At 72.9% G+C, this 26,488-nt stretch carries 23 protein-coding genes; 11 read left to right on the top strand and 12 right to left on the bottom strand.

What is annotated here, in order from left to right; translation table 11 throughout:
* Positions 1-105 precede the first annotated feature (105 nt).
* The 4 genes from sp36 to MOPEL_RS03335 are packed head-to-tail and all read left to right on the top strand — an operon-like array spanning position 106 to position 2,689.
* Complete coding sequence (sp36, locus tag MOPEL_RS17065) at positions 106-261, top strand: Sp36 family protein (RefSeq protein WP_141631157.1); 156 nt, start codon at positions 106-108, stop codon at positions 259-261.
* 39 nt (positions 262-300) lie between these two features.
* On the top strand, positions 301-780 hold the full coding sequence (locus MOPEL_RS03325; RefSeq protein ID WP_009481443.1) for a RidA family protein: 480 nt from the start codon (positions 301-303) through the stop codon (positions 778-780).
* 47 nt (positions 781-827) lie between these two features.
* The gene (locus MOPEL_RS17555) at positions 828-1,889 is read left to right on the top strand and encodes an NUDIX hydrolase (RefSeq protein ID WP_009481444.1); all 1,062 of its coding nucleotides are present in this window, start codon (positions 828-830) and stop codon (positions 1,887-1,889) included.
* A complete protein-coding gene (locus MOPEL_RS03335) occupies positions 1,886-2,689 on the top strand; it encodes an MBL fold metallo-hydrolase (protein ID WP_009481445.1) in 804 nt (267 codons plus the stop codon). Before MOPEL_RS17555 ends, MOPEL_RS03335 begins: the two co-directional genes overlap by 4 nt.
* A 63-nt stretch (positions 2,690-2,752) precedes the next feature.
* Here MOPEL_RS03335 and MOPEL_RS03340 read toward each other — a convergent pair whose 3' ends face one another.
* Entirely contained in the window at positions 2,753-3,430 is a 678-nt protein-coding gene (locus MOPEL_RS03340) for a Crp/Fnr family transcriptional regulator (protein ID WP_009481446.1), read from the bottom strand.
* A gap of 64 nt (positions 3,431-3,494) precedes the next feature.
* On the opposite strand from MOPEL_RS03340, the gene nth reads away from it, so the two are divergent.
* Genes nth through MOPEL_RS03355 form a run of 3 tightly spaced genes read left to right on the top strand, consistent with a single transcriptional unit; the run spans position 3,495 to position 6,279 of the window.
* Complete coding sequence (nth, locus tag MOPEL_RS03345) at positions 3,495-4,346, top strand: endonuclease III (RefSeq protein WP_009481447.1); 852 nt, start codon at positions 3,495-3,497, stop codon at positions 4,344-4,346.
* Entirely contained in the window at positions 4,343-5,086 is a 744-nt protein-coding gene (locus MOPEL_RS03350; RefSeq protein WP_009481448.1) for an NUDIX hydrolase, read from the top strand. The genes nth and MOPEL_RS03350 overlap by 4 nt, the downstream gene beginning before the upstream one ends.
* Positions 5,083-6,279 carry a MarP family serine protease gene (locus MOPEL_RS03355; RefSeq protein ID WP_009481449.1) on the top strand — a complete coding sequence of 399 codons (1,197 nt, stop codon included), beginning with the start codon at positions 5,083-5,085 and terminating at the stop codon, positions 6,277-6,279. The genes MOPEL_RS03350 and MOPEL_RS03355 overlap by 4 nt, the downstream gene beginning before the upstream one ends.
* 347 nt (positions 6,280-6,626) lie before the next feature.
* On the opposite strand, the gene MOPEL_RS03360 is transcribed toward MOPEL_RS03355, so the two are convergent.
* Positions 6,627-7,187, bottom strand: coding sequence for a phage holin family protein (locus MOPEL_RS03360; protein WP_009481450.1), 561 nt, complete (start codon positions 7,185-7,187; stop codon positions 6,627-6,629).
* Positions 7,188-7,408: 221 nt separating this feature from the next.
* On the opposite strand from MOPEL_RS03360, the gene MOPEL_RS03365 reads away from it, so the two are divergent.
* Together MOPEL_RS03365 and MOPEL_RS03370 are read left to right on the top strand one after the other, a co-directional pair.
* Positions 7,409-8,233 carry a glycerophosphodiester phosphodiesterase family protein gene (locus MOPEL_RS03365; protein ID WP_009481451.1) on the top strand — a complete coding sequence of 275 codons (825 nt, stop codon included), beginning with the start codon at positions 7,409-7,411 and terminating at the stop codon, positions 8,231-8,233.
* Positions 8,234-8,443: 210 nt separating this feature from the next.
* Positions 8,444-10,693 carry a 6-phosphofructokinase gene (locus tag MOPEL_RS03370; protein ID WP_009481452.1) on the top strand — a complete coding sequence of 750 codons (2,250 nt, stop codon included), beginning with the start codon at positions 8,444-8,446 and terminating at the stop codon, positions 10,691-10,693.
* Positions 10,694-10,921: 228 nt separating this feature from the next.
* Here the strand turns inward: MOPEL_RS03370 and MOPEL_RS03375 are convergent, their stop codons facing one another.
* The 3 genes from MOPEL_RS03375 to acs form a co-directional block, all read right to left on the bottom strand.
* Positions 10,922-11,743 (bottom strand): crotonase/enoyl-CoA hydratase family protein, encoded by an 822-nt coding sequence (locus MOPEL_RS03375; protein ID WP_009481453.1) that lies wholly within the window; start codon positions 11,741-11,743, stop codon positions 10,922-10,924.
* 11 nt (positions 11,744-11,754) lie between these two features.
* Entirely contained in the window at positions 11,755-13,518 is a 1,764-nt protein-coding gene (sppA, locus tag MOPEL_RS03380; RefSeq protein ID WP_009481454.1) for a signal peptide peptidase SppA, read from the bottom strand.
* 132 nt (positions 13,519-13,650) lie between these two features.
* Positions 13,651-15,579 carry an acetate--CoA ligase gene (gene acs / locus MOPEL_RS03385; RefSeq protein ID WP_009481455.1) on the bottom strand — a complete coding sequence of 643 codons (1,929 nt, stop codon included), beginning with the start codon at positions 15,577-15,579 and terminating at the stop codon, positions 13,651-13,653.
* A gap of 226 nt (positions 15,580-15,805) precedes the next feature.
* Between acs and MOPEL_RS03390 the strand changes: the two genes are divergently transcribed.
* A complete protein-coding gene (locus MOPEL_RS03390) occupies positions 15,806-16,468 on the top strand; it encodes a hypothetical protein (RefSeq protein ID WP_141631160.1) in 663 nt (220 codons plus the stop codon).
* A 21-nt stretch (positions 16,469-16,489) separates the two neighbouring features.
* On the opposite strand, the gene MOPEL_RS03395 is transcribed toward MOPEL_RS03390, so the two are convergent.
* Complete coding sequence (locus MOPEL_RS03395) at positions 16,490-17,914, bottom strand: S8 family peptidase (RefSeq protein WP_009481457.1); 1,425 nt, start codon at positions 17,912-17,914, stop codon at positions 16,490-16,492.
* Between the two features lie 352 nt (positions 17,915-18,266).
* Here MOPEL_RS03395 and MOPEL_RS03400 point away from each other — a divergent pair, with 352 nt between their 5' ends.
* Positions 18,267-19,751, top strand: a complete 1,485-nt coding sequence (locus MOPEL_RS03400) for a S8 family serine peptidase (RefSeq protein WP_009481458.1) — start codon at positions 18,267-18,269, stop codon at positions 19,749-19,751.
* Positions 19,752-19,861: 110 nt separating this feature from the next.
* Here MOPEL_RS03400 and MOPEL_RS03405 read toward each other — a convergent pair whose 3' ends face one another.
* The 6 genes from MOPEL_RS03405 to MOPEL_RS03430 form a co-directional block, all read right to left on the bottom strand.
* On the bottom strand, positions 19,862-21,487 hold the full coding sequence (locus MOPEL_RS03405; RefSeq protein WP_009481459.1) for a monocarboxylic acid transporter: 1,626 nt from the start codon (positions 21,485-21,487) through the stop codon (positions 19,862-19,864).
* Positions 21,484-21,846 carry a DUF485 domain-containing protein gene (locus tag MOPEL_RS03410; protein ID WP_009481460.1) on the bottom strand — a complete coding sequence of 121 codons (363 nt, stop codon included), beginning with the start codon at positions 21,844-21,846 and terminating at the stop codon, positions 21,484-21,486. Before MOPEL_RS03410 ends, MOPEL_RS03405 begins: the two co-directional genes overlap by 4 nt.
* 279 nt (positions 21,847-22,125) lie before the next feature.
* Positions 22,126-23,637, bottom strand: a complete 1,512-nt coding sequence (locus MOPEL_RS03415) for a sodium/solute symporter (RefSeq protein WP_009481461.1) — start codon at positions 23,635-23,637, stop codon at positions 22,126-22,128.
* Positions 23,634-24,023 (bottom strand): hypothetical protein, encoded by a 390-nt coding sequence (locus MOPEL_RS03420; protein WP_040632714.1) that lies wholly within the window; start codon positions 24,021-24,023, stop codon positions 23,634-23,636. The genes MOPEL_RS03415 and MOPEL_RS03420 overlap by 4 nt, the downstream gene beginning before the upstream one ends.
* A gap of 151 nt (positions 24,024-24,174) precedes the next feature.
* Positions 24,175-24,942 (bottom strand): LytR/AlgR family response regulator transcription factor, encoded by a 768-nt coding sequence (locus tag MOPEL_RS03425; RefSeq protein ID WP_009481463.1) that lies wholly within the window; start codon positions 24,940-24,942, stop codon positions 24,175-24,177.
* A 241-nt stretch (positions 24,943-25,183) separates the two neighbouring features.
* Positions 25,184-26,401 carry a histidine kinase gene (locus MOPEL_RS03430; protein ID WP_009481464.1) on the bottom strand — a complete coding sequence of 406 codons (1,218 nt, stop codon included), beginning with the start codon at positions 26,399-26,401 and terminating at the stop codon, positions 25,184-25,186.
* Positions 26,402-26,488: the final 87 nt, after the last annotated feature.

Raw genomic sequence — 26,488 nt, forward strand, 5'->3', positions numbered from 1 at the left:
CGTGGGGCCGTTCCCGCCGGACGGCGCCACCCGCGCGCACCGCGTCGACACGTGCGCCGTGCCCGATGTCACGTGCCTGTCGGTGGGACCGCCTATCGTTTCGGCATGACCACGTGGGAGTACGTCACCGTTCCGCTCATCGTCCACACCACCAAGGCGATCCTCGACAACTGGGGATCGGACGGGTGGGAGCTCGTGCAGGTCGTCGTCATGCCCGAGGGCAACCTCGTCGCCTACCTCAAGCGCCCCCTGCAGTCCTGACCTGCCGCCGTCGCGGATCCACCCGAGAAGGAGAACGTCGTGAGCACCGTCGAAGACCGCCTTGCCGAGTTGAACCTCGTCGTCCCCGAAGTCGTGCCGCCCGTGGCGTCCTACGTCCCGGCGCAGCGCGACGGCCGTCGCATCCACACCTCCGGGCAGCTCCCCATGCAGGACGGGCAGCTCCTCACGACGGGCAAGGTCGGCGAGGGCCCCGGGCTCGTCACCCCGCAGCAGGCGGCGGACCTCGCGCAGATCTGCGCGCTCAACGCCATCGCCGCGATCAAGGGCCTCGTCGGTGATCTCGACAAGGTCGCGCAGGTCGTCAAGGTCGTCGGGTTCGTCGCGAGCGACCCGTCGTTCACGGGGCAGCCGGGCGTCGTCAACGGCGCGAGCGACCTCTTCGTCCGCGCGTTCGGTGAGGCGGGCGTCCACGCCCGCAGCGCCGTCGGCGTCGCCGCCCTGCCGCTCGACGCGCCCGTCGAGGTCGAGGTCGTCGTCGCCCTCGCCGAGGACGTCTGACCGCACATCTCGACGCCCCCACGCCACACACCCCGGAGGGACACGCCATGACGAGAGACGCCAGATCGCAGGACGCCGCGTCGCGCGACGCCATGTCGTCCGACATCACGCCGTTCGACATCACGCTGCACGACGGCGGGCCAGACGTCGTCGTGCGGTGGTTCGAGGTCTCGGAGGATCTCGTCTCGATGCTCGGACCGGCGGCGACGGACGGGGGCACGGGGCCGGTCGAGATCGCCGAGGTGGCACCCGCCCGTGCCGCCGCGACGGTGATGGTCGTCCGCGACGTCGCGGGCCGCGGCGACGCGTCCGCCCCGCGAGCCGTGGGTGAGGGGGCACTCGAGGCGACGCCGAGCGCGGCCGAGGCGCCGAACGTGTCCGACGGGGACGCCGTCGAGGTGTTCATGCTGCGACGGCGTGCCTCGATGGCGTTCGCGCCGAACCGCATGGTGTTCCCCGGTGGTGGCGTCGACGCCCGTGACGCCGACGCCGACCTGCCGTGGGCGGGGCCGTCGCCGAAGCGGTGGGCCGAGTGGCTCGGGGCGATCGACGAGGCGGAGGCGCGTGAGCTCGTCGCGGCCGCCGCGCGGGAGGTCTTCGAGGAGTGCGGCGTGCTCCTCGCCGGGCCCGACGAGGAGCGTCTCGTCGGGGACGTCTCGGGGGAGGAGTGGGAGGCCGAGCGCGACCGGCTCCTCTCCCGCGAGCAGTCGTTCGCCGAGATGCTCATCCGTCGCGGGCTCGTCCTCCGCACCGATCTGCTCCGCCCGTGGGCGCACTGGGTCACCCCCGAGTTCGAGCCGCGCCGCTACGACACCCGGTTCTTCGCCGCCCGGCTGCCCGAGGGGCAGATCCCCGACGACCGCACGAGCGAGGCCGACTCGGCCGACTGGGTGCGGCCGCGGGAGCTCCTCGCGGCCCTCGCCGAGGGGCGCGCCGCGATGCTGCCGCCCACCGTCGTCTGCGTCGAGCAGGTCGCGGAGGCGCCCGACACCGAGACGTTCCTCGCATGGGCGCCGCCGATGCGCCGCATCATGCCCGTGCTCGAACGCACCGACTCCGGCACGCTGCGCATGCGCGTCGAACTCCCCGTCGCAGGAGGCCGCCCGTGAGCGCCGCCCAGCCCCCGTCCCCCGTCGAACCCGGCTCGTGGACGGGCGGCGAGGGGTCGCCCCATGCGGTGGCCGTCCTCGCGCCCAACCCGTCGCCGATGACCCTCGAGGGCACGAACACGTGGGTCCTCGGCCCTCGGGACGGCCGTGCGTGCGTCGTCGTCGACCCCGGGCCGCCCGACCCCGCGCACCTCGCCGCGATCGACGAGGCCGTCGACGGGCGCCGCGTCGAGGCCGTCCTCCTCACCCACCGCCACGCGGACCACTCCGAGGGGGCGGGCGAGTACGCCGACCGGGTGGGTGCCTCCGTCCGCGCCCAGGGGCCCGGCGTCGACGACCTCACGGACGGGGACGTCATTGACGCGGGCGGGCTCGAGATCGGCGTCCTCGCGACGCCCGGCCACACGGCCGACTCACTGTGCTTCCTCGTCGGCGCCGACGACGCGCTCCTCACCGGCGACACCGTGCTCGGGTGGGGGACGACGATGGTCGCCTGGCCCGACGGACGTCTCGACGACTACCTCACCTCGCTCGACCGCCTCGCCTCCCTCACCGGCAGCGGCCGGGTGCGGCGGTTCCTGCCCGGGCACGGCACCGCCCTGCCCGACGCGGACGCGTCCGTGCACTTCTACCTCGACCACCGCAGGGAACGCCTCGACCAGGTGCGCCGCGTCGTGGAGGACGGCGCGACCGACGTGCAATCGGTCCTCGAGATCGTCTACGCGGAGGTTCCCCGCGAGGTGTGGCCCGCCGCGGCCAAGAGCGTCGAAGCCCAGCTCCACTACCTTCGCGGGGAGTGAGAGCGGTGTGCCGAGCGCGACGCCGGGCGCCGGGGCGTCATGGGAGACGTGGCGGTCGGTGCGTCAGCGGCTGCGGCGGCGCAGGCGCTCGATGTCGATGAGGACGACGGCGCGGGCCTCAAGGCGCAGCCAGCCGCGGCCGGCGAAGTCGGCGAGCGCCTTGTTGACCGTCTCGCGGGAGGCGCCGACGAGCTGGGCGAGCTCCTCCTGCGTGAGGTCGTGGGCGACGAGCATGCCGTCCTCGGTGGGCTTGCCGAACCGCTCCGACAGGTCGAGGAGGGCCTTGGCGACCCGGCCGGGAACGTCGGTGAACACGAGATCGGCGAGCGAGTCGTTCGTGCGGCGCAGCCGCTTGGCGAGCGCGGCGAGCAGGCTCTGCGCGACGGCGGGACGCTCGAGGAGGAACTGCTGGAGCCCCTCGTTGCCGAGACCGAGGAGGCGCGTCTCGGCGACCGCCGTGGCGGTGGCGTTGCGCGGGCCCGGGTCGAAGACCGACAGCTCGCCGAACATCTCGCCCGGGCCGAGGATCGCGACGAGGTTCTCGCGGCCGTCGCTGCTCGTGCGGCCGAGCTTCACCTTGCCGTCCTCGATGACGTAGAGCCGATCACCCTGCTCCCCCTCGCGGAAGAGCACCTCGCCGCGTGAGAGCCGCGTGGTGGACATGGAGGCCTGCAGGGCCGACACGTCCGCGTCGTCGAGGGCGGCGAAGAGGGGAGCAGTGCGTACGACGTCGTTATCCACGTGTCCAGTGTGCCAGAGGTCACTCGACGCGATCCGAGGATCTGGCGCGACCTACCCTGGCGGAGTGAACACGGGCCCTGACGACGACGTTTCCACGCCGACACCGACGACCGACACCGACGCGACGAGTGCGGCGGGCACGGCCGCCGACACCGCCGGGACGACCACGGCGGAGCGGCGGGACGTCGAGTCGCCTCTCGCCCTCAAGCGCCGCGCGCGACGCACGTACCGCGTCCTCGCCGAGCGGTACCCCGACGCGCACTGCGAGCTCGACTTCAGGAATCCCTTCGAGCTCCTCGTCGCGACCGTCCTCTCGGCCCAGTCGACCGACGTCGGCGTGAACAAGGTGACCCCGGCCCTCTTCGCCCGGTATCCCGACGCCGAGGCGCTCGCCGGCGCCGACCGTGAGGAGCTCGAGACGCTCATCCGGCCGACGGGGTTCTTCCGGTCGAAGGCCTCCTCGCTGCTCGGCCTCTCGGCGGCCCTCGTCGAGCGGCACGACGGCGAGGTGCCCGCCTCGCTGCCGGCGCTCGTCGAGCTGCCCGGCGTGGGTCGCAAGACGGCGAACGTCGTCCTCGGCAACGCCTTCGACATCCCCGGGATCACCGTCGACACGCACTTCGGCCGCGTCGTGCGCCGCCTCGGGTGGACCGACGAGGAGGACCCCGTCAAGGTCGAGGAGGCCGTGGGCGCGCTCGTGCCGCGCAAGGAGTGGACGATGCTCTCCCACGTCCTCATCTTCCACGGCCGACGCACGTGCCACTCGCGTCGACCGGCGTGCGGCGCCTGCGCCGTGGCGCGGTGGTGCGACTCCGCGGGCATCGGGGTCGTCGAGCCGAAGGTCGCGTGGAAGCTCCTCAAGGACACCCCTCCGCCCGGCACGGTCCCCGACCCGTCCGGCGCGGGCGGCTCGTGACGCCCCGCCCGGCGTGGCTCGACCACGCGGCGCAGGAGGCGGGTCGCGCACCCCACGGATTCTTCACGCACGGCCGCGTCGCCGGCGGCGGCCGTCGGCGGAGCGCGGTGCTCCTCCTCGTCGGGCCCGGTGAGGCCCCGGGGGAGGAGACCGTCGTCCTCACCGAACGTTCGGGCCGTCTCCGCTCCCACGCGGGGCAGGTCTCGTTCCCCGGCGGCGCGATCGACCCGGGCGACGGCGGCCCCGTCGACGCCGCCCTCCGCGAGGCCGGGGAGGAGATCGGCCTCGACCGTGCGGGCGTCGACGTCCTCACGACGTTCCCACCCGTGCCCGTGCCCGCGTCGGACTCGTCGGTGACGACCGTCCTCGCCTGGTGGTCGAACCCCTCGCCGATCACGGTGACCTCGCCCGTCGAGGTCGCCCGCATCCTCACGATCCCGCTCGCCCGGTTCGCCGACCCCGCGCACCGCATCACCGTCACCCATCCCGTCGGGTACCACGGTGTCGGGTTCGAGCTGGACGGCGTCTTCGTGTGGGGATTCACGGCGGCGATGCTCGACCGACTCCTCGTCCTCACCGGGCTCGCCCGCCCGTGGGACGCCGCCGTCACCCGCGTCCTCCCCGACCGCGTGAGCGGTGGCCGCCCACCCGTCGTCATGCCGCCCGCGCCGGCGTCGGAGGGTGACGCCGACCCGGCCACGCCTGCGGGCACGGAGGTCTGCGGGGACGACGTCGTATGACCGATCTCGTGGCGGCGGGATGGGGGCTCGACGGGCTCCTCGTCCTCGCCCTGCTCCTCTACGCGGGGGTCGGGTTCGACCGGGGGCTGCTCCACGTCGTCGGCAGCCTCCTCGGGTTCACCGCCGGTGGGGCGCTCGGCCTGCGGTTCGCACCCGGGCTCGTCGAATCGTGGACGGAGCGGCTGCCGGGGCCGATGCTCACCGCGACGCTCGTCACGCTCGTCCTCGTGGCCGCGCTCGTCGGGCAGGGGGTGTGCGCCGGCCTCACCCGTCTGTTCCTGGGGGGACGACGCCGGCCGGGGCCGATCGGCCGTGTCGGGGGCGCCGTCGCGACGACCCTCATCGCCGCGGTGACGCTCTGGCTCGGGGCCGGGCTCGTCCGGGTCGCCTTCCCGGGCGACGTCGCCCACGTCGTCGACTCCAGCCGCGTGCTCGGCGTCGTCGACACCGCCGCCCCGATCCCCCGCGACCGGATCCTCGACGAGGCCACGGCCCTGCTCGTGCGGTACGAGTTCCCCCGCGTCTTCGAGGGGGAGGCGCCGCCCGCCCCCACCCACGAGGGGAACCCGCGCAGCGCGAACGATCCGGACGTGCAGCGGGCGGGACGCTCCGTCGTCCGCGTCGACGCGCCCGCCCCGCGGTGCGGCGGCATCCAGGAGGGCAGCGGGTTCGTCGTCGCACCGGGACTGGTCGTGACGAACGCCCATGTCGTGAGCGGCTCGGAGCGGGTCTCGATCCGCAAGGACTGGCTCTGGTCCCGCGCCCGGGTCGTCGCCTTCGACCCGGCCCGCGACGTCGCCGTCCTCGCCGCCGAGACGGGTGACCTCGCGCCCCTTCCGCTCGCCGACTCCCCGGCGCAGGTGGGCGACGACGCCGTCGTCGCGGGCTACCCCCTCGGCGGGCCCTACCGCACCGATGCGGCCCGGGTGGGCGCGCACATCACGGCCCGGGGCCGCGACATCTACGACGACCGCGGCGTCGTCCGACGCATCTACGGCGTCAGGGCCCGCATCCAGCCGGGGAACTCGGGCGGGCCACTCCTCACGACCGCCGGGGAGGTGACGGGGCTCGTGTTCGCCCGCGCCGAGAACACCCCCGACACCGCCTACGTCCTCCGCCTCGAGGAGGTCCGGCCCGTGCTCGACGAGGTCGGCCGCAGCGAGGTGCCCGTCGGCGGCTGCGCAGTCGGCTGACGGTCGGGACCCGGCGCTCGGGATCCACTCGTCCTGCGAGGCTCTGCGGTCGAGGCCGTCCCACCCCGTCGTGCCTGGCTCCGAGCCCAGCACGGCGGCGCCGGCCCCCGCTGGGCCTCCGTGACAGGAGGGCGGTCCCACGGGGCGAACGGCCGGAACGACGGGTTCGTCGTCGCCGTTGCCGAGGCCCGTGCTGCTGACCAGCGGTGTCGTGGCGCGTCTCTGGAGCAGGAGTCGGGGAGTCCGCCCCCATGGTCGTCTCGACCGCCTGCCAAAAGGGGCCCGGAGACGCCGAACGCCCCACCGGATCATCCGGTGGGGCGTTCGGTGCGGAACGGGGGACGAGCTCAGTGCGAGGTGACCTCGGTGGACCCGGTTCCGGCCGTGCTGCGCGGCGCGGAGGTCGTGAGCTCGTAGTTCGCCGCCTGCGACGGGCCGTGGGTCGCCGGGTCGGCGAGGCGGGCGCGCTCGGTGGCGGCACCGGAGGTGCTGCGCTTGACGGCGTCGACCGACTGCTTCGTCGTCGCGATGGCACGCTCGGGGGCCGGCTTGACCTTCTTGAGCGACTTGATGCCCATGAGGCCCGCGATGCCCGCGATGACGAACAGCACGAGCGTGACGATGAGGTAGGACAGCCACAGCGCGAGCCCGAGGGCGTGCAGCCCGAGGGCGATCGTGTGGAGCAGTAACACGAGGCCGAAGACGGCCATGACGGCCGCGACCACGAGCATCGCCGCGGCCTTGGCGGCCTTGGTGGCGTCGACGGTGATCTCGGCCTTGGCGAGAGCGATCTCGTTGCGGACGATGGCGCGGACGTTGTCGATCGCGTCGGCGACGAGGCGGCCGATCGTCGGGTCGGAGGCCCGCGGCGCCGCCGGATCCGGGTTGGGGGGTGTAGCAGTGGACATCGGGAACCTCCTGTGCGGGCGTACGCCCTGGTGCATGTCAAGAACGACCTTAGCGAGTCGACAGGGGTGCAGCGAGACCTGGGGCCGTCGAGCGCGTCGGGTGGCGCCGCCACGGCAGGGGCGTGAGCGGTCGGTTCCCGCGGCGTGAAAGATGCGTGAACAGGGTCGCCGGGGCGGCGATCCGGTCCGGAGGCCCGCCGCTCCTCGGGGACAGTGGGGGCATGGCGTACGCCGATGCGACCGGACCCATCGCCCTGGCCCACCGTGGCGGCGGGGGGTCGGCCCCCGAGAACACCCTCGCCGCGTTCGCGCTGTCGACGGGGCTCGGGTTCCGTTATCTCGAGAGCGATCTGCGACTCACCGCGGACGGGCGGCTCGTGTGCTTCCACGACGCCACCCTCGACCGCGTCACCGACGCCCGGGGGCCCGTCGCAGCCCGGACGCTCGAGGAGCTGCGGCGCATCCGCGTGGAGGGTCGGGAGACGATCCCGACGCTCGAGGAGGCGCTCGAGGCGTTCCCCGACACGTACTTCTCCGTCGACCTCAAGGACGCACGGGCGATCGGCCCGCTCGTCGACGTCCTCCGCCGCCCGGGGGTGGCGGATCGGCTGTGCATCGCAGGCGCCTGGGGCGGGTGGCTGCGGGAGGTGCGCCGCGAGGTGCCTGCGGTGGCGACGACGCTCGGGTGGCGGTCGCTCACGACCCTCGTCGCGTGCGCGCGGGCGGGGGTGCGTCCGCCGTGGGACATCGCGACGGCGCCGTTCGCGCACGTCCCCGTACGTCTCGGGCGGGTCCGCGTGCACGTCGAACGTGTCCTCGAGATGGCTCACGGCCTCGGGGTGCGGGTCGTCACGTGGACGGTCGACGACGCCCCGACGATGCATCGACTCCTCGACGTCGGTGTCGACGCCGTCATCACCGACCGGCCCGACGTGCTGCGGGCCGTTTTCGTCGGCCGTGACCTGTGGGAGCCGATGAGTACACCGGCCGACGCACTGGCCCCGACGTGCATGTCGCCCGGCGTCGCGCCCGCGGCACCTCGCTGACGCCCGCGTGCCTCTCGAGCTCGCCGCAGTACGCGAGGGCGTCGTCGTCCTCGCCGCAGGCCGTCGCGGTCGACCGGCGTCTCCGCCCCACGCCGCGCCAGGCCGCGCACCCGGCATGATGGAGGGCGGAGACGGGCACGGCCCGGACGTCGTCGCGGGATCCGCGGCCCGCCCGCCGCGCTCAGGACGACGACCGGAGGAGAAGGCGCGATGAGCACGCGGATCGGGGTCCTCACCAGCGGGGGCGACGCCCAGGGGATGAACGCGGCCGTGCGTGCCGTCGTGCGCACCGGAATCCACCTCGGGGCCGAGGTGTACGCGATCCACGAGGGATGGCAGGGCGCCGTCGACGGCGGCGACGGCATCACCCCGATGGAGTGGGACGACGTCGGCAGCATCCTCCACCGCGGCGGCACGGTCATCGGCACGGCGCGCAGCAAGGACTTCCGTGAACGGGAGGGGCAGCTGCGGGCGGCCCGCAACCTCCTCGAGCACGGCATCGACCGGCTCGTCGTCATCGGCGGTGACGGCAGCCTCACCGGCGCCGACACGTTCCGCCGTGACTGGGCCGGGCTCCTCGCCGAACTCGTCGACCGCGGCGAGATCACGTCCGAGCAGGCCGCCGCGCATCCGGCGATCATGATCGCCGGCATCGTCGGCTCGATCGACAACGACCTCGTCGGCACCGACATGACGATCGGCGCCGACAGCGCGCTCCACCGCATCGTCGACGCGATCGACACGCTCGCGAGCACCGCGGCGAGCCACCAGCGCAGCTTCGTCGTCGAGGTCATGGGTCGTCACTGCGGGTACCTGCCGCTCATGGCCGCGATCGCGGGCGGCTGCGACTACGTCCTCGTCCCCGAGATCCCCCCGGCCGACGGCTGGGAGGACGACATGTGCGACCTCCTCCGTTCAGGGCGTGCGGCCGGGCGGCGCGACAGCATCGTCCTCGTCGCCGAGGGCGCTCGCGACCGCCACGGCGACCCCGTCACGGCGGAACAGGTCAAGGACGTCCTCGCCGAGCGGCTCGGGGAGGACACGCGCGTGACGATCCTCGGGCACGTCCAGCGAGGTGGTTCGCCGAGCGCCTACGACCGGTGGATGAGCACGCTGCTCGGGTACGCCGCCGTGCAGGACGTCCTCGCCGCGACGCCGGAGAGCACGCCGCACATCGTCGGCGTCCGTCACAACCGCATCGCCCAGCTGCCCCTCGTCGAGGCCGTGCAGCGCACCCGTGAGGTCGCCTCGTTCGTCGAGAACGGCGACTACGAGGCCGCCGTCACCGCCCGCGGCGCGAGCTTCGGCGACATGTACGCCGTGTTCGAGCGGATGTCGCGACCGCCGTCGCTCGCGGAGTCCTCCGAGCGGATGCCGCGCGTCGGCGTCGTCCACGCGGGTGGTCTCGCGCCGGGCATGAACACCGCGGCCCGCGCGGCGGAGCGTCTCGGCCTCACGCGCGGCATGAACATCGTCGGTGTCGACGGCGGGTTCCCCGGCCTCCTCGAGGGCACGGTGCGCGACCTGTCATGGGGTGACGTCGAGGGGTGGGCCGCCGAGGGTGGCGCCGAACTCGGCACGCGGCGCCGGATTCCCACCGAGGACCAGCTGTACGCCCTCGGCCGGTCGATCGAGAAGCTCGAACTCGACGCGCTACTCGTCATCGGCGGATACAACGCCTACCGGGCCGTGCACCTCATGAACGCCGAACGCGGCCGGTTCCCCGCCTTCGACCTGCCGATGATGCTCGTGCCCGCAAGCATCGACAACAACCTGCCGAGCTCCGAGCTCGCCATCGGCGCCGACACCGCCCTCAACATGGCGGTGAGCGCCCTCGACGCGATCAAGATGTCGGCGAACGCCGCCCGTCGCTGCTTCGTCGCCGAGACGATGGGACGCAAGTGCGGTTACCTCGCGCTCATGTCGGGCATCGCCTCCGGCGCGGAGCGGGTGTACCTCCACGAGGAGGGCATCACCCTCGCCGACCTCTCCCGTGACGTCGAGGAGATGAAGGCGGCGTTCCGGGCCGGCAAGCGGTTGTACCTCACGATCCGCAACGAGCGCGCGAACGAGCTCTACACGACCGACTTCCTCGCCCGTCTCTTCGAGGAGGAGGGGCAGGAGCTGTTCGACGTGCGGCAGTCCGTCATCGGCCACGTCCAGCAGGGCGGCAACCCCAGCCCGTTCGACCGGATCCTCGCGACCCGCCTCGTCACGCACGCCATCGACGGCCTCGCCGATCAGCTCGACGGCGGGGACCGCGAGGCACGCATGGTCGGTCTCGTCGACGGGCGGGTGACGTTCGCGTCGGTCGCGCACATGGACGAGCAGCTCGACCTCGAGAACCGCCGCCCCAAGAAGCAGTGGTGGCTCGATCTGCGTCCCGCCCTCGCCGCCGTCGCGCAGCGCAGGCCCACCGGCGACGAGGCGAGCATCCCCGTCCTCCGCGCCGAGGACTGAGCGCCCGCTCCGGCCACCCGGCCGGAGCGCCGCGGCCGTTCCGCCGCCGGTCGGGGACACGTCCTCCTCGTCCTCGGGGCCGACCCAGCTGCGGCGGCGGGCCTGGAGGGCCGGCCCTGGGCGGCGTCGCGCAGCAGGGGGAAGCGGTGAGGGCGCCGCCGACACCCACGGCGCGGCCCGGCCCGGCCCGGGTCGGGCCGTCGGAGCTTCGGCGGTCGAGGCGTCCGCTCAGTCGCCGGTGTACTCGCCGCGTCGCTTCTCGCGCATGGCGGTGAGGGCCTCGGTGTGGTCGGTGGTGTGGTGGCCGAGGGGCTGCATCGCGGCGGAGAGCTCGAGCAGCGTCGAGAGGCTCGAGTGCCCGGACTCGCGGAGGAGCCGCTTGGTCATGCGGACCGCACGGGGCGGGTTGGCGGCGATGCGGCGGGCGAGGTCGTGCGCGGCGGGCAGGAGCTCGTCGGGCTCGACGACGCGGGAGACGAGTCCCCACTCGCACGCCGTCGCGGCGTCGACGCGGTCGCCGGTGAGGGCCATCTCGGCCGCACGGGCGGCACCGACGACGCGGGGCAGGAACCACGCGCCACCGTCACCGGGGATGATTCCGAGCTGCACGAAGCTCTCGGCGAAGAAGGCCCTCGTCGAGGCGATGCGGAGGTCGCACATGAGCGAGAGGTCGCAGCCGGCCCCGACGGCCGGGCCGTTGACGGCGGCGATCATCGGCACGTCGACGTCGTACAGCGCGCGGGGGATCCGTTGGATGCCGCGGCGGTAGCCCTCCCGCATCTGTGCCGGGGTGCCGCCGAACATGCCGGTCCTCTCGGCCATCGCGGTGACGTTGCCGCCCGCGGAGAACGCCGACCCGGCGCCGGTGAGGACGACGACGCGCACGTCGTCGTCACGCGTGATCCGGGCGGCGTTCTCGACGATCGCGTCGACCACGTCGTCGTCGCTGATCGCGTTGCGCACCTCGGGACGGTTCAACGTCCACGTCTCGACGTGGCCGTCGCGGTCCACCAGGACGGGCGGGCCGGCGGGGGTGGTCTGTTCGGTCATCGTCTCGCTCCTCAGGTCCAACGGGTGGGGGTCATGGTGAGCACTCCCGCGCCACGCGCCCCGAGGGCGGCGAGCGCCTGATCGAGGAGCGGGACGCCCTCGCCGAGGGCCGCGGTCACCGTGCCGCGGACGGCCGCGCCGCCGAGCCCCGTCGTCGTGCGGGTGACGGCGTCGGAGTTGTCGGCGGGCAGGAACCGGTCCAGGACGCCGAGCTTGGGGCTGATGCGGGTGGGGGTGGTCTCGGGGTCGAGGTCGGCGAGGGCGCAGGCCCGGTCGATCGCGGCGCGCATCCCGCCGACGTGGTCGACGAGGCCGAGGTCGGCGGCCTGGGCTCCGGTCCACACGCGGCCCCGGGCGAGGGGTTCGAGCTGCTCGACCGGCATGCCCCGATCCTCCGCGGCCTTCGTGGTGAAGTCGGCGTAGATCTCGTCGAGCATCCGCGAGAGCAGCGCCCACTCGTCCTCGGTGAACGGCCTTTGGTCGCTGAGCATCCCGGCGTATCGGCCCCGCTCGATCTGCGTGCGGTGGATGCCGAGCCGGTCGAGACCGCCCTGGGTGACGAACTTGCCCGCGTACACCCCGATGGACCCGGTGAGCGTCGTGCCGTCGGCGACGATCTCGGTGGCGGGCATCGAGATGAAGTACCCGCCCGAGCCCGCGACCGTGCCCATCGACGCGACGACCGGCTTCTCCTCCCTCAGCCGGAGGATCTCCCGCCGGATCGCGTCGGAGGCGACCGCCGAGCCGCCGGGGGAGTCGACGCGGAGGACGACCGCGCCGATCTTGTCGTCGTCCGCGACCTGGCGCAGTGCCGCGCCGAGGGAGTCCGACCCGATGGAGCGTCCGCCGAGCGGTGCGTTGCCCGAGCGGCCGAGGTGGATCGCGCCGTTCGCCTGGACGATCGCGACTGTCTTGCGCCCGCGACCCCGTACGGCCTCGACGGCGGAGAACCCGAGGTCGTACCGCTCGACGTACCGGAGTTCGACGTCAGGCTCGGCGCCGACGCGTGTCCTCAGCGCGGTGTACGCCTCGTCGCGGTAACCGATGCGGTCGACGAGGCGCAGCTCACCGGCCCGCACGGGAGTGAGGGCGCCCTCGTCGAGCACCGCGCGGACGTCGTCGACGTCGAGGCCCCGGCCTCGGGCGATCCCGGTGAGGAGGACCTCGAGTGCGGACTCCGTGAGCGAGGTGAGCATCTCGCGGTTGGGCTCGCTGATGTCGCGTTGCGTGAACGTCTCGACGGCCGACTTGTACTCGCGCCGCTTGTCGAACTGCGGCTCGACGTCGATCTTGTCGAGGGCCTCACGGAGGAACACCGCCTGCACGGCGGCGCCGTTGATCTGGAGGTAGCCGCTCGGCTGGAGCCAGATCTCGTCGGCGGCGGTCGCGACGAGGTAGCCGGCGACGCCGTTCGTCATCTCGCCGTACGTCTCGGCCCACGCGACGACGGGTTTGCCGGAGTCGGAGAACCCCTCGACGGCGGCCCGCACCTCCTCGGCGTGCGCGGGGGCGAGTGCCGGGGCGTAAGCGTGGACGATCAGCCCGAGCACCTTGTCGTCCCCGGTCGCGTCGCGCAGGCCCTCGACGACGGCGTGCAGCGTGGGCGTGTGGCGCTCCCGCAGTGCTTCGACGGGCGAGGTGGGGGAGGTCTCGCCGATTCCGCGTGCGAGGTCGAGTTCGAGCAGGCAGGAGCCCGAGATCCCCGGCACGGGCAGCTTGCGCAGCCCGCGGGTGTCGAAGGGCAGCCGGTCGAGGAGGTCGCTGAATCCACTCACCCTCCGCACGCTACCGACACCCTTCGCCGGACGACACCGGATGACGTCATCGCTCCGTGGTCGAGGTGGGGCGGGGACGCCGACGCCCCACCGGCCGGGGGCGGGTGGGGCGTCGGGAGTGCGCGACGGGGGTCAGCCCTTGCTCATGCCCTTCTTGATGAAGTCCATGACGGAGGCGTCGGTGAGCGTGGTGGAGTCGCCGATCTCCCGGCCTTCGGCGACGTCCTTGAGGAGGCGGCGCATGATTTTGCCGGAGCGCGTCTTGGGCAGCTCGGAGACGACCATGATCGACTTCGGCTTGGCGATCGGGCTGATCTCACCTGCGACGTGGGCCTTGAGGTCGGCGACGGTCTTCTCCTCGTCGTCGTTCGCGGCGTCCCCGCGGAGGATGACGAACGCCCACACGGCCTGGCCGGTCATGTCGTCCGCGGCGCCGACGACGGCGGCCTCGGCGACGGTCGGGTGGCTCACGAGCGCCGACTCGATCTCTGCGGTGGAGAGACGGTGGCCCGACACGTTCATCACGTCGTCGACGCGGCCGAGGAGCCAGATGTTGCCGTCGGCGTCGTACTTCGCGCCGTCGCCGGCGAAGTAGTACTCACTCCCGAACCGGCTCCAGTACGTCTCCTTGTACCGTGCGTCGTCGCCCCAGATGCCGCGGAGCATCGACGGCCACGGCTTCGTGAGCACGAGGTAACCGACTTTCTCGGGCTCGGTGAACGGCTCGCCCATGTCGTCGAGGATCTCGGCGCTGATGCCGGGGATGGGACGCTGCGCCGAGCCCGGCTCGAGGGTCGTGACGCCGGGCAGCGGGGAGATCATGATCGCGCCCGTCTCGGTCTGCCACCACGTGTCGACGATGGGTGCGGAGCCGCCGCCGATGTGCTCGCGGTACCAGCGCCACGCCTCGGGGTTGATCGGCTCGCCCACGCTGCCGAGCACGCGGATCGAGGAGAGGTCGTACTTCGCGGGGATGTCGGCGCCCCACTTCATGCACGCGCGGATCGCGGTGGGGGCGGTGTAGAGGATCGACACCTTGTACTTCTCGACGATCTCCCACCAGCGGCCCTGGTGCGGGTGGTCGGGGGTGCCCTCGTAGACGACCTGCGTCGCGCCGTTCGCAAGCGGCCCGTAGACGAGGTAGGAGTGTCCGGTGACCCAGCCGATGTCGGCCGTGCACCAGTAGACGTCGGTCTCGGGGTGGAGGTCGTGGACGATCCGGTTCGTGTAGGCCGCCTGGGCGAGGTAGCCGCCGGAGGTGTGGAGGATGCCCTTCGGCTTCCCCGTCGTGCCCGAGGTGTAGAGGATGAACAGCGGGTGCTCGGCGTCCATCGCCTGCGCCTCGTGCTCGGTGCTCTGGCGGTCGACGAGCTCGTCCCACCAGACGTCCTTGTCGGTCCACTCGACGTCGGCGTCGGTGCGGCGCACGACGACGACGTGCTCGACGGGGGAGTCCTCGCCGCGCACGGCCTCGTCGACGGCGGTCTTGAGCGGGGCGACCTTGCCCTTACGGTGCTGCCCGTCGGCGGTGACGACGACGCGGGCCTCGGCGTCGGCCACACGGCTGCGGATCGCGTCGGCGGAGAACCCGCCGAAGATCACCGAGTGCGGGGCCCCGAGCCGGGCGCAGGCGAGCATCGCGACGATCGCCTCGGGGATCATCGGCAGATAGATCGCGACGCGGTCGCCCGTCCTCACACCGAGCTCGGTGAACGCGTTGGCCGCTTGGCAGACGCGCTTCTGCAGATCGGCGTACGTGATCGTCTGCGTGTCGCCCTCGGCGCCCTCGAAGTGGATCGCGACGCGGTCGCCGTTGCCCGCCTCGACGTGGCGGTCGACGCAGTTCTCGGCGACGTTGAGCTGTCCGCCGACGAACCACTTCGCGAACGGCGCGTCGCTCCAGTCGAGCGTGGTGTCGAAGTCGGTGCGCCATGTGACGTGCGTCCTCGCCTGCTCGGCCCAGAAGCCCTCGAAATCCTTCTCGGCCTGGTCGAAGAGATCGGCCGTGCCGACGGCCTGGGCGGCGAACTCGGGCGAGGGGGCGTAGTTCTGGTCGGGCACGGGACCTCCTGGTGTCGACGGTGACGGCCGTATGGCCGGGGTCACTTCACCCTCGGCACGGTACGGGGCGAGCCCCCCGCAGCGGCCGCTTCGGGGCCCGGCGTCGTCGGTCGGTGCCCTCTCTGCGACGAACGGTGCGGAGTTCGGCGATTCGGCGCCCGTGAGACCTTCGATGGGTGTGGAGTGGGCCCACGCCCGACGACGGGCCCGACGTGAGGAGACGAGGATGTCACCGACGACACGAGGACGCGCCCTTCGAGCGGTGACCGCCGCGGCGTTGGCGACGGCGACCCTCGCCGCCTGCAGCGGCGGGACGCCCCGGGCGACGCCCACCGACACCACCGCACCGGGATCCGCTGCCTCGTCCGTGGCCACGGCCCTTGCTGCGGGTCCGGACTCGTCCTCGAACTCTTCGCCCGGTGCGGCCTCGCCCTCCGCGAGCCCCGCCGCCGGGCCCGAGCAGGAGGCCGAGGGGTACCGCCGCCGCCTCGTCCACGACCGGCCGGCGCCCGCGCCCTCCCCGGGCGGTGACGTCCTCCGGGTCGAACGCAGCGGGATCGTCGTGGGACCGGACGCGGGCGGCCGAGGCGTCACCATGCGTGACGTGGACGACGCGGGCATGCCGGGGTCGGCGTTCGCGATGGACGTGTCCTGCGTCGGGCGCGGCAGGGTCGACGTGGCCGTGGCGGTCGAGCACGAGAACCCCATGCAGACGACCTTGGACTGCGGTGCGACGAACGGGGAAGCGGCCTACACCTTCTGGTACGACCAGGACGGGCGGGTCGGGGCGTACTCGGTGACGGTGACCCCGCGTGCGAAGACGGTCGCGGGCGTCCTCTACCGGGTGGTCGACCCGCGGGGGTCGCTCACGGCCACCCCGACGCGGTGACCTCGGAGGCGCCGCGCGCCGTCACTTCACGGCGGCGAGGGCGTCGACGAGTCCGTGGCCGTAGTAGCTCGTCACCGATCCCTTGCGGCGGCAGCCGGAGTCGCGCGGGCAGGGGAGCGGGCGGGCCTGGCGCTTGAGCATCGAGGTGAGCTGCGCGGGCGTGGCCTTGGGGTGGCGTGACGCGAGGAGCGCGAGAACCCCGGTTGCGTGCGGCGCCGCCATCGACGTGCCCGACTCCACCGCGTACCGGCCGCCGGGGACGGTGGAGAGGATCTCGTCTCCGGGTGCGGTGACGTCGACGACGCCGAGGCCGTCGTTGGAATACGGCGCGAGTTCGCGCGTGCGGTCCACCGCCGACACCGAGAGCACGCCGCGGAGCTCGGTGGGGAGGTCGGTGCAGCCGGCGTTGATGCGGCGGGTGCGGGCGCGGGCGTCGGTGGGGCTCTCGCTGTCGACGCCTTTGTCGGTGAGGTCGAGGCCGGAGTTCCCCGCGGCGGCGACGTTGACGACCCCGCGCCTCGCGGACCACGCGAACGCCCGTTGCAGGGACGTCTTGACGGCCCGCTGGCCGGGCTGGTCGTCGCACCAGAAGACGAACGGGTCGACGAAGTAGCTGTGGTTGGCGATCTTGGCGCCGGAGCGTGCCGCCGACATGACGCCGCACAGGGCGTACTCGGGGTAGATCATGCCCTGCTCGTCGACGACCTTGACCGACGACATCCGCACCCCGGGGGCGACGCCGACGATGCCCTTGCCGTTGCGGGCCGCGCCGACGATGCCCGCGACGTGCGTGCCGTGGAGGTTGTTCGTCGCGCGCCACGCGGCGACGCCCTTGGTGGGGCGGCCGCCGTTCGTGCAGCCGATCGAGGTGGCCGGGTCGAGGGCGCCCCGCAGGTCGGGGTGGGTGGGGTCGATGCCGGAGTCGACGACCGCGACGCGCACCGACTTCGAGCCGCGGGTGACCCGCTGGGCCTTGTCGGCGCGGATCATCGCGAGGTTCCACTGGGCGCGTTCCCGGCCGCCGCGCGTGCCCTCGGAGGTGACCGTACGGGCCGAGCGCGGCGTGGGGCGGACGGGCACGCTGCGGGTGGCGCCGGCCGACTCGACACCACGCTGGGTGCGCACGCGGCCGAGGAACCGCGCATCGGTGGACTGCACGACGAGAACGCCGATCTCGGGCCACGCGGCGACGACGCGCCCACCGGAACGACGGACGGCGGCGTGCCCGGCGAGGCGGGTCGAACGGGAGGAGTCCCGGAGGTTGACGACGTAGCTCGCGAGCCGGCCGTGGCGGGCGCGTTCGGCGACGGGCGTCGAAGGCTGTTCGACGCGCTGCACCATCGGCGCCGACGCGGGACGGGCGGGGGCCGCTGCGGCGCTCTGGGGCGCGGCGAGGGGTGCGAGGGCGAGGACGGAACAGGCGGAGATCGAGAGGGCGCGGACCACGGGGGGTCTCCTTCGTGAGGAGCGGGGGCGGCGGGAGACGACACCCGGGACATCGACCGCGGGGGTCTCCCGTGGCCTCCGGCCAGCGTAGGGGGTGGTACCGGCGATCGGTGGCCGCCGGGGCTCGTGACGGTGGCGTCCCGCGGTCCTGGAGCGGCGGGTGCGTCACCCGGGCGCCGTGCCCGACCACGCGTCCCGCGCCGTTCCCCGGGGCGGACGCGTCACCCGTGGTCACGAATCGTCTTTGCGCCCAAAAAAACCCATTCGGCGATCGCCTGACGGGGGCCTTTCGCCGTGTCTACTGGACCGGTCGGACGACGGCGTCCGGCATCGACCGAACACAGGAGACTCCGTGCCCACTTCCTCTCGTCTCACGCGCTTCGGCCTGGCCCTCACCGCGGCCGGCACGCTCGTGGTCCCTGCCCTGCTCGCCTCTGCGGTCCCCGCCTCAGCCGGTGCGAGCGAGGGCCCCTCCACCACCGTCCCCGTCGTCGCGCCCGAGGGGCGGACGATGAGCTACGTCGTCAACGTCGCGAAGGTCAACCACGGCCAGATGCAGAAGGCCGAGCGGGCGGTCGCCGCCGCGGGCGGCACCGTCGTGCAGCGGTACGAGGAGATCGGCGTCCTCGTCGTGCAGTCGACGCGGTCCTCCTTCCTCCCCACCCTGCGTGCGGGTGCGAAGGGCACGATCGAGTCCGCCGGTCCGACGCGCACGGTGCCCGTCTCCGAGGCGCCCGGCGCGGGTGTCGGTCGCCCGGTGCCGCCCGGCCACCGCAAGCTCGCGACGTTCGAGGGCATGTACACCGGGTCGCCGTCGGCGCCGGCCGCCGGGCTCGACCCGATGGAGCCCGACCAGTGGAACAACCGCCTCATCAAGGCGGACAAGGCGCACGAGATCACCGACGGCGACCGCAAGGTCACGGTCGCGATCGTCGATTCCGGCATCGAGCCGAACCACCCCGACCTGCAGGAGAACATCGTCCCGGCCCTGTCGGTGAACTGCACGATGGGCGGTGTGCCGCAGCCCACCGGCTGGGAGGCGACGACGAGCTCGCACGGTACGCACGTCGCCGGCACGGTCGCCGCGGCTCGCAATGGCGCCGGCATCGTCGGTGTCGCCCCGGCGGTCAAGCTCGCCTCGGTCAAGGTCGTCAACGGCGACGGGATGATCTACCCCGAGTACGCGCTGTGCGGGATCATGTGGACGGCGAAGAAGCAGATCCCCGTCGCCAACCACAGCTACTTCGTCGACCCGTTCCAGTTCTGGTGCGGTGACCAGCCCGACCAGGCCCCGGTGCTCGAGGCGATGCGTCGGGCGTACGCGTTCGCCGACCGTCGGGGCGTCGTGAGTGCGGCCGCGGCGGGCAACTCCGCCTACGACCTCGCGCACAAGACCACCGACGAGGAGTCGCCCAACGACTCGACGCCGGTGACGCGCACCGTCAACACGACGTGCCACGACATCCCCACCGAGCTCCCGGGCGTCGTCACGGTGTCGGCGATCGACGCCGAGTCGAACCTCGCGTCGTTCTCGAACTACGGCGAGGGCGTCATCGACGTCGCCGCGCCGGGGCGTCGCATCCTCTCGACCTACCAGGGTCAGCGCTGGGCGAACCTGTCGGGCACGTCGATGGCCTCCCCGCACGTCGCGGGCGTCCTCGCGCTGCTCAAGGGCACGCACCCGGACGCCACGCCGGCGCAGCTCGTGTCGCTGCTCAAGACACAGGCGGACGACCACGCCTGCCCCGCCGGTGACGCCCGCTGCACCGGCACCGCCGACGACAATGCATTCTACGGCGAGGGCGTCGTCGACGCCCTCGACGCAGTCCGGCGCTGACATCGCGGCGTCACACGCGCCGCACGTGTCACCCCGCACCGCACACATCGAACCGCCCCGGACGCTCTGAGCGTCCGGGGCGGTTCGATGTGTGCGGTGCGGGCCTCGCGTCAGTGGGCGAGGACCTCGCCGGAGGTGCCGATGCCGGTGAGGGAGCGGACCTCCATCTCGGCGTACTTGGTCTCGTTGTACTCCTTGCTCGTCACGGAGCCGAGCCAACCGAGGAAGAACCCGAGGGGGATCGAGATGATGCCGGGGTTCTCCAACGGGTAGAACGCGAAGTCGGCGGCGGGGAAGATCGACGTCTCCTTTCCGGACGTGACGGGGGAGAAGAAGATGAGGAAGAGGCAGGAGAACAGCCCGCCGTAGATGCTCCACAGGGCACCGCGGGTGTTGAACCGCTTCCAGAACAGCGAGTAGAGGATCGTCGGCAGGTTCGCGCTCGCCGCGACGGAGAACGCGAGGGCGACGAGGAACGCGATGTTCTGCCCGTAGGCGAGGACACCGCCCGCGATGGCGATGACACCGACGGCGAGGGTCGCGATGCGGGCGACCTTCACCTCCTTCTCGGGGGAGGCCTCGCCGCGCTTGATGACCTCGTTGTAGATGTCGTGCGCGATGGTCGCCGACGTCGTGATGGTGAGGCCGGCGACGACGGCGAGGATCGTCGCGAACGCGATGCCGGAGACGATGGCGAGGAAGATCGGGCCGCCGAGCTCGAGGGCGAGGAGCGGCGCGGCCGAGTTCGCCTTGCCGGCGGCGGCGTTGATGCGGTCCGGGCCGACGAGGGCGGCAGCGCCGTACCCGATGAGGAGGGTGAAGAGGTAGAACGCGCCGATGAGCCAGATCGCGACCTCGACGGACTTCCGGGCCTGCTTGCTCGTCGGCACCGTGTAGAAGCGGATGAGGACGTGGGGCAGGCCGGCGGTGCCGAGGACGAGGGCCATCGACAGGGAGATGAAGTCGATCTTCGTGAGGTCGGACTTGCCGTACTTGAGGCCCGGCTCGAGGAGGGCCTGACCGGCCTTGGGTGAGTTCGCCACGGCGGCGTCGAAGAGGGCGGGAAGGCTGAAGCCGGAGAGTCCGAGGACCCACACCGACATGAGGAACGCGGCGGCGATGAGGAGGCAGGCCTTGATGATCTGGACCCACGTCGTGCCCTTCATCCCGCCGATCATCACGTAGCCGATCATCACGGTGCCGACGACGGCGATGACGACGTTGATCGCGGTGCGACCCGACAGGCCGAGGAGGAGGGCGACGAGACCGCCGGCGCCCGCCATCTGCGCGAGGAGGTAGAAGAACGAGACGGCGAGGGTGCTCGTCGCGGCGGCGAGGCGCACGGGCCGCTGACGCAGCCGGAACGAGAGCACGTCGGCCATCGTGAACCGGCCCGTGTTGCGCATGAGCTCGGCGACGAGGAGCAGCGCGACGAGCCACGCGACGAGGAACCCGATCGAGTAGAGGAACCCGTCGTACCCCTGGAGGGCGATCGCGCCGGCGATGCCGAGGAAGGACGCCGCGGAGAGGTAGTCGCCGGCGATGGCGAGCCCGTTCTGGCCGCCGGAGAAGGAGGCACCGCCGGTGTAGTACTCGGCCGCGGTCTTCTTGCCGGAGGCGACCTTGATGACGACGGTGAGGGTGACGACGACGAACGCGACGAAGATCGAGATGTTGAGGATCGGGTTGCCGACGTCGGTCGTGCCGCCCGCCGCGGCGAGGGAGGCGAGGGTCATCGGAGGTCGTCCTTGTCGTCGGCGGCGAGGGGGGACCCGCCGTTGATGCGGTCACGGATGGCCTCGGCGCGGGGGTCGAAGACCCTGTCGGCCCAGCGCACGTAGGCGATGGTGATGCCGAACGTCGTGACGAACTGGAGCAGCCCGAGGACGAGTCCGAGGTTGATGTTCGCGAACACCGGGATCGCCATGATCGCGGGGAAGTACGCCGCGAGGATCACGTAGGCGAAGTACCAGACGAGGAAGAAGATCGTGCAGGGGAAGACGAATCCCCGGAATCTCCTCCGCAGGTCCTTGAAGTCGTCGCTCTCCTGTACCTGGCGGTACGAGGGCGAGGCTGCGGGGCTGGTCGTGTCCACCGACGAGCACCTCCTTGGGGTCGTGTCGCATCGATCGGGTGGCCGCCCCCCGGCGGGGGTCGTGCGCTCCACTCTGCGGGGGGAGTGCGCAGGCGGCGCCGTGCGTCGTGCAGCGGAGAGGCCGGTGGCGCGAGGGTGCGATCGGCGGCGGAGGTGTCGACGCCGAGCGGTCGGCGGGTGACGACGAACGGGGATGCGGCGCCTCGTGGAGGGTGGCGGATTCGACCGTCGTTCCGGGGGATCCGGGGTGCCCGTGACGTCCGGGGTGCCGGGGACGGCTCAGGCATGCCGGCCCGGGAGCGATGCCGGGTGGTCGGGGGTGTGGAGCCGGGTCATGATCCGTTGCGTGCCGCGGGGCACGTGGTCGGCCGTCGCGTAGGAGGCGAGGACGGCGGTGACGAACGCGAGCGGCACGCTCCACGCCGCGGGCCGCGTGACGAGGAGCCCGGCTGTCCCCTCGGGCACGTGCCCGGTGAGGACGAGGACGGTGCACGTGAGGGATCCGATCCCTCCCGCCGTCATGCCGAGCGCCGCGCCGCGGGCGGTGAGTCCGGGCCACCACACCCCGAGCGCGAGCAGGGGGCACAGGGTCGAGGCGGAGACGGCGAAGACGAGCCCGACCGTCGTCGCGAGCCCGACCCGGCCGAGGCCGACGGTGATGAGGAGCGGGACGACGAGGGAGATCACGGCGGAGAGGCGGAAGCTCACGATGCCGTCGACGTCGTCGCCCGTCCAGGCGCGGAGGCGGGGGCGGACGAGGTCCTGGTCGACGACGCCCGTCACGGCGACCGCGAGTCCGGAGGCGGTCGAGAGGAACGCGGCGAACGCCCCCACCGCGAGGAGCACGACGAGGGTCTCCCCGAGCGGGCCGGGCGCGGCCGCGCGGGGGAGGAGGAGGACGATCTCGTCGGCCTGCCCACCCGCCGGGAGGCCCGGGAGGTAGACGCGGCCCAACGCGGCGTAGACCGGGGGGAAGAGGTAGAAGAGCGCGAGCAGCCCGACGACCGGCACGGTCGTGCGGCGTGCCGAGGCGCCGTCACGGTTCGTGTAGAAGCGGACGGCGACGTGGGGCAGCCCCATCGTGCCGAGGCACAGGGCGAGGAGGAGGGAGCCCGTCGCGTAGATCTCCGCGCGGGTCGACACGGCGGGCGGCGCGGGCAACGTCGGCGCGGGGTGCCCGTCGCCCGCCCACAACGCGACGAGGACGAGTGCGGGCACGGCGATCGCGACGAGCTTCACCCAGTACTGCACGGCCTGCAGGTCGGTCACCGAGCGCATGCCGCCGGAGACGACGTTGATCGTCACGACCACGACGACGAGGGCGCTGCCGACCCGCCCGGGCGCCCCGGTGAGGGTGGCGACGGCGATGTCGGCGCCCTGGAGCTGGGGGACGAGGTAGAGCCACCCGATGAGGACGACGAGCACGGAGGTGTAGAGCCGTAGGCGGGGACTCTGCAGCCGGAGCTGGGCGAAGTCGGGCAGCGTGTACGCCCCGGAGCGTCGCAGCGGTGCGGCGACGACCGCGGCGAGGACGACGTAGCCGAGGGTGTAGCCGACGGGGAACCACAGCATCGACCACCCGGAGGCGTACACGAGGCCCGCGATGCCGAGGAACGAGGCGGCCGAGAGGTATTCGCCGCCGATGGCGAACGCGTTGCGCCACGGCGTGACGCTGCGGCCGGCGACGTAGAAGTCGGATGTCGTGCGCGAGATCCGAACGCCGTGGATGCCGCCGGCGACCGTGCCGACGCACATGAGAGCGATCGCGAGGACGACGGGTGCGGTGCTCACGGCGAGTCCATGAGTTCGACGAACTCCCGCTCGATGCGTTCCGCGGCGCGGACGAACCGGTGGGTGAGGAACAGTGCGGACGGGTAGACGACGACGCCGAGGAGGAGCCAGGGGAGGGGGACGACGAGGCCCGCCGGCGTCCACGTCTCGGGGAGGAGGACGAGCGCGGTGGGCAGCAGCACGAGGAGGAGGACGACGCACGCGACGAGCGAGATGGCGAGACGACGCTGGGCCCGGAGGATCGCCTCGACGTACACCTCGCCGAGGGCGGTCTCCTCCTCGAGGTCGCGGTAGCGCGACCGGTCTCCGACGTGGGTGGCGCCACGGCGGGGCGAGGTCACCCGGACCCGGCGCGGCACTCCACGTCCCGGAGGGTTCGTGCTCATGCGCGACCACCGGGAACGCTGCCGGGCATGTCGCCGAGGCGGACCGGGAGAGGGGCGTCGAGAGTGTGCGGCGGCAGGCACGCCAGAGGACTCGCGGGGGGACCGGCGCGACGCGGCCCGGCGGGCACGCGACGACCTCGCGACGGCGGGGTCACGATCCTCCACGGCGGGGCAGGCGGACGAGACGCTCCCGCAGATCGCGGGTGTGGCGGCGGCTCACCTGGAGCTCGATGCCGTCGCCGACGACGACGACGCTCCGCCCGCCGTCGGTGCGGACCTGCGCGATCGCCGGGAGGGACACGAGGGTGCTGCGGTGGATGCGCGCGAATCCCGCCTCGGCCCACCGCTCCTCGAGGAGGGTGAGGGAGACGCGCAGCAGGTGCGACCCCTCCGCGGTGTGGAGGCGGGCGTAGTCGCCCTGGGCCTGCACGTAGAGGACGTCGGATCGCTGCACGAACGACGTCACGCCGCCGAGCTCCACCGGGATCGTCTCGTCGGGCGCCGTCTGCGCGGCAGCCGGAGCGCTCCCCGCGCGGGCCTGGACGACGCGGCGCACCGCCTCCGCGAGACGGGACTCCCGGACGGGCTTGACGAGATAATCCGTCGCCGAGACGTCGAACGCGTCGACGGCGTGCTGCTCGTAGGCGGTGACGAAGACGATCTGCGGCCGCTCGGCGAACCGGGCGATCACCCGCGCGAGCTCCATGCCGTCGAGGCCGGGCATGCGGATGTCACAGAAGAGGACGTCGGCCGGAGCCTGGTCGAGGGCACGGAGGGCGTCGGCGCCGGTGGCGGCGGTGCGCACCTCGCCGATGCGGTCGTCCTGCTCGAGAAGCCACGCGAGCTCGGCCCGGGTGGGCGCCTCGTCGTCGACGACGAGGGCGCGCAGCGGGGCGGTGCTCGTGGCGTCTGCTGCCATGACGAAAGGGTACGGTCTCGCGCCCCTCGGGGTGGGGGGTTCGACGCCCCCGAACGGGGTGTCCGCGCGGGGCGTCGTCGACCGACGCGGGTTCGTGCGGACGACGCGCGGGACACATCGGACATCCCCGACGAAGTGCTCTCGGAAAGAGGAAAGGTGCCGTCCAGGCATCCCGGGCGGTCCGCTCGGTGCGTCACCGCGCGGCGACCCGCACGGTGCTGCAGCCGTGGTCCGGGCGGCCTCAGTCGTCGGCGTCGGGATGGAACTTCGGCACCCGGAAGCTCACCCGCGTCCCCGCCCCGATCGCCGTCTCCACCGTCAGCCCGTACCCGTCGCCGAACGTCTGCCGCAGTCGCGCGTCGACGTTCGCCATCCCGACGTGGTCGCCGGCCTCGTCGCCGGAGAGGACCGCGCGGATCCGCTCCGGGTCCGCCCCCGCGCCGTCGTCCTCGATGACGATCTCGACCTCCGTTCCGACGTCGTGGGCCTCGATGCGGATCCGCCCCACACCCGCCGCGGCCTCGATGCCGTGCTGGACGGCGTTCTCGACGAGCGGCTGGATCGCGAACGACGGCACCCGCACCCCGAGCACCTCGGGCGCGACGCGCAGGGTCACCTGCATCCGGTCGCCGAACCGGGCCTCCTCGAGGACGAGGTAACGCTCGATGTTGACGAGCTCCTCCGACAGCGGTGTGAGCGGGCCGGTACGCCGGAACGAGTAGCGGGTGAAGTCGGCGAAGTCGAGAAGCAGCTCACGCGCCCGGGCGGGATCGGTACGCACGAACGACGCGATGGCGCCGAGGGAGTTGTAGATGAAGTGCGGGCTGATCTGCGCCCGCAACGCCCGCAGCTCCGCCTCGACCGCACGGCCGCGCTCGCGGCCCAGCTCGGCGAGATCGATCTGCGTCGCGATCCACGCCGCCACCGCCTCCGTCGCCCGCACGAGGTCGCTCGAGGAACCCCGGTGGTAGGAGGCGAGGACGGCGACCACCCGGTTGTCGCACACGACCGGCGCGAGGATCGCGGCACGCAGGAGGCAGTCCGGGTCGTCGCACCCCACCCGCCGCTCGTCGAGGCGCACCGTGCGGCCACCGGCGAGGACCCCGGGCACCTGCGCGGCGAAGTCCTGCCGATGATGCTCCGCGCCGCCCTCCCAGGCGAGGACGCCCCCGGTGTCACCGATGGCCACGGCATCGACGCCGAGGAGAGGGCGCAGGTCACGCGCGGCCCGCGCGGCCGCCTCCGCCGTGAGCCCGTCGCGGAGGTGCCGGGCGGCCGTCGACGCGGCGTGGAGCGTGCGATACGTCGCCGTGCTCTCCGGGGACGCGAGATGGCCCCGCGAGCGCAACACCCCGACCAGCAGGGCGAGCCCGACGACGGCGACGCCGAACGCGAGCAGGAACGTGCCCGTCCCGGCGCCGAGGCCGGGCCGCGTCGCCGTGACGAGCTCCGAGATCACGAGGGCACTCTATGAGTCGACCCGCCACGACGGCCTCGCATCGCGATGGATTCACGGGGTGGGTCGCGTGGATCCGCCGTGTCGCTG

The sequence above is a fragment of the Mobilicoccus pelagius NBRC 104925 genome (genome assembly GCF_000247995.1).
Taxonomy (GTDB): domain Bacteria; phylum Actinomycetota; class Actinomycetes; order Actinomycetales; family Dermatophilaceae; genus Mobilicoccus; species Mobilicoccus pelagius.

What these genes read in the sequence shown, in the direction of transcription:
- sp36 (WP_141631157.1), top strand. Translation starts at nt 106, where the DNA reads ATGACCACGTGGGAGTACGTCACCGTTCCGCTCATCGTCCACACCACC.
- MOPEL_RS17555 (WP_009481444.1), top strand. Translation starts at nt 828, where the DNA reads ATGACGAGAGACGCCAGATCGCAGGACGCCGCGTCGCGCGACGCCATG.
- MOPEL_RS03355 (WP_009481449.1), top strand. Translation starts at nt 5,083, where the DNA reads ATGACCGATCTCGTGGCGGCGGGATGGGGGCTCGACGGGCTCCTCGTC.
- MOPEL_RS03360 (WP_009481450.1), bottom strand. Translation starts at nt 7,187, where the DNA reads ATGTCCACTGCTACACCCCCCAACCCGGATCCGGCGGCGCCGCGGGCC.
- MOPEL_RS03365 (WP_009481451.1), top strand. Translation starts at nt 7,409, where the DNA reads ATGGCGTACGCCGATGCGACCGGACCCATCGCCCTGGCCCACCGTGGC.
- MOPEL_RS03370 (WP_009481452.1), top strand. Translation starts at nt 8,444, where the DNA reads ATGAGCACGCGGATCGGGGTCCTCACCAGCGGGGGCGACGCCCAGGGG.
- MOPEL_RS03375 (WP_009481453.1), bottom strand. Translation starts at nt 11,743, where the DNA reads ATGACCGAACAGACCACCCCCGCCGGCCCGCCCGTCCTGGTGGACCGC.
- MOPEL_RS03390 (WP_141631160.1), top strand. Translation starts at nt 15,806, where the DNA reads ATGTCACCGACGACACGAGGACGCGCCCTTCGAGCGGTGACCGCCGCG.
- MOPEL_RS03405 (WP_009481459.1), bottom strand. Translation starts at nt 21,487, where the DNA reads ATGACCCTCGCCTCCCTCGCCGCGGCGGGCGGCACGACCGACGTCGGC.
- MOPEL_RS03420 (WP_040632714.1), bottom strand. Translation starts at nt 24,023, where the DNA reads ATGAGCACGAACCCTCCGGGACGTGGAGTGCCGCGCCGGGTCCGGGTG.
- MOPEL_RS03425 (WP_009481463.1), bottom strand. Translation starts at nt 24,942, where the DNA reads ATGGCAGCAGACGCCACGAGCACCGCCCCGCTGCGCGCCCTCGTCGTC.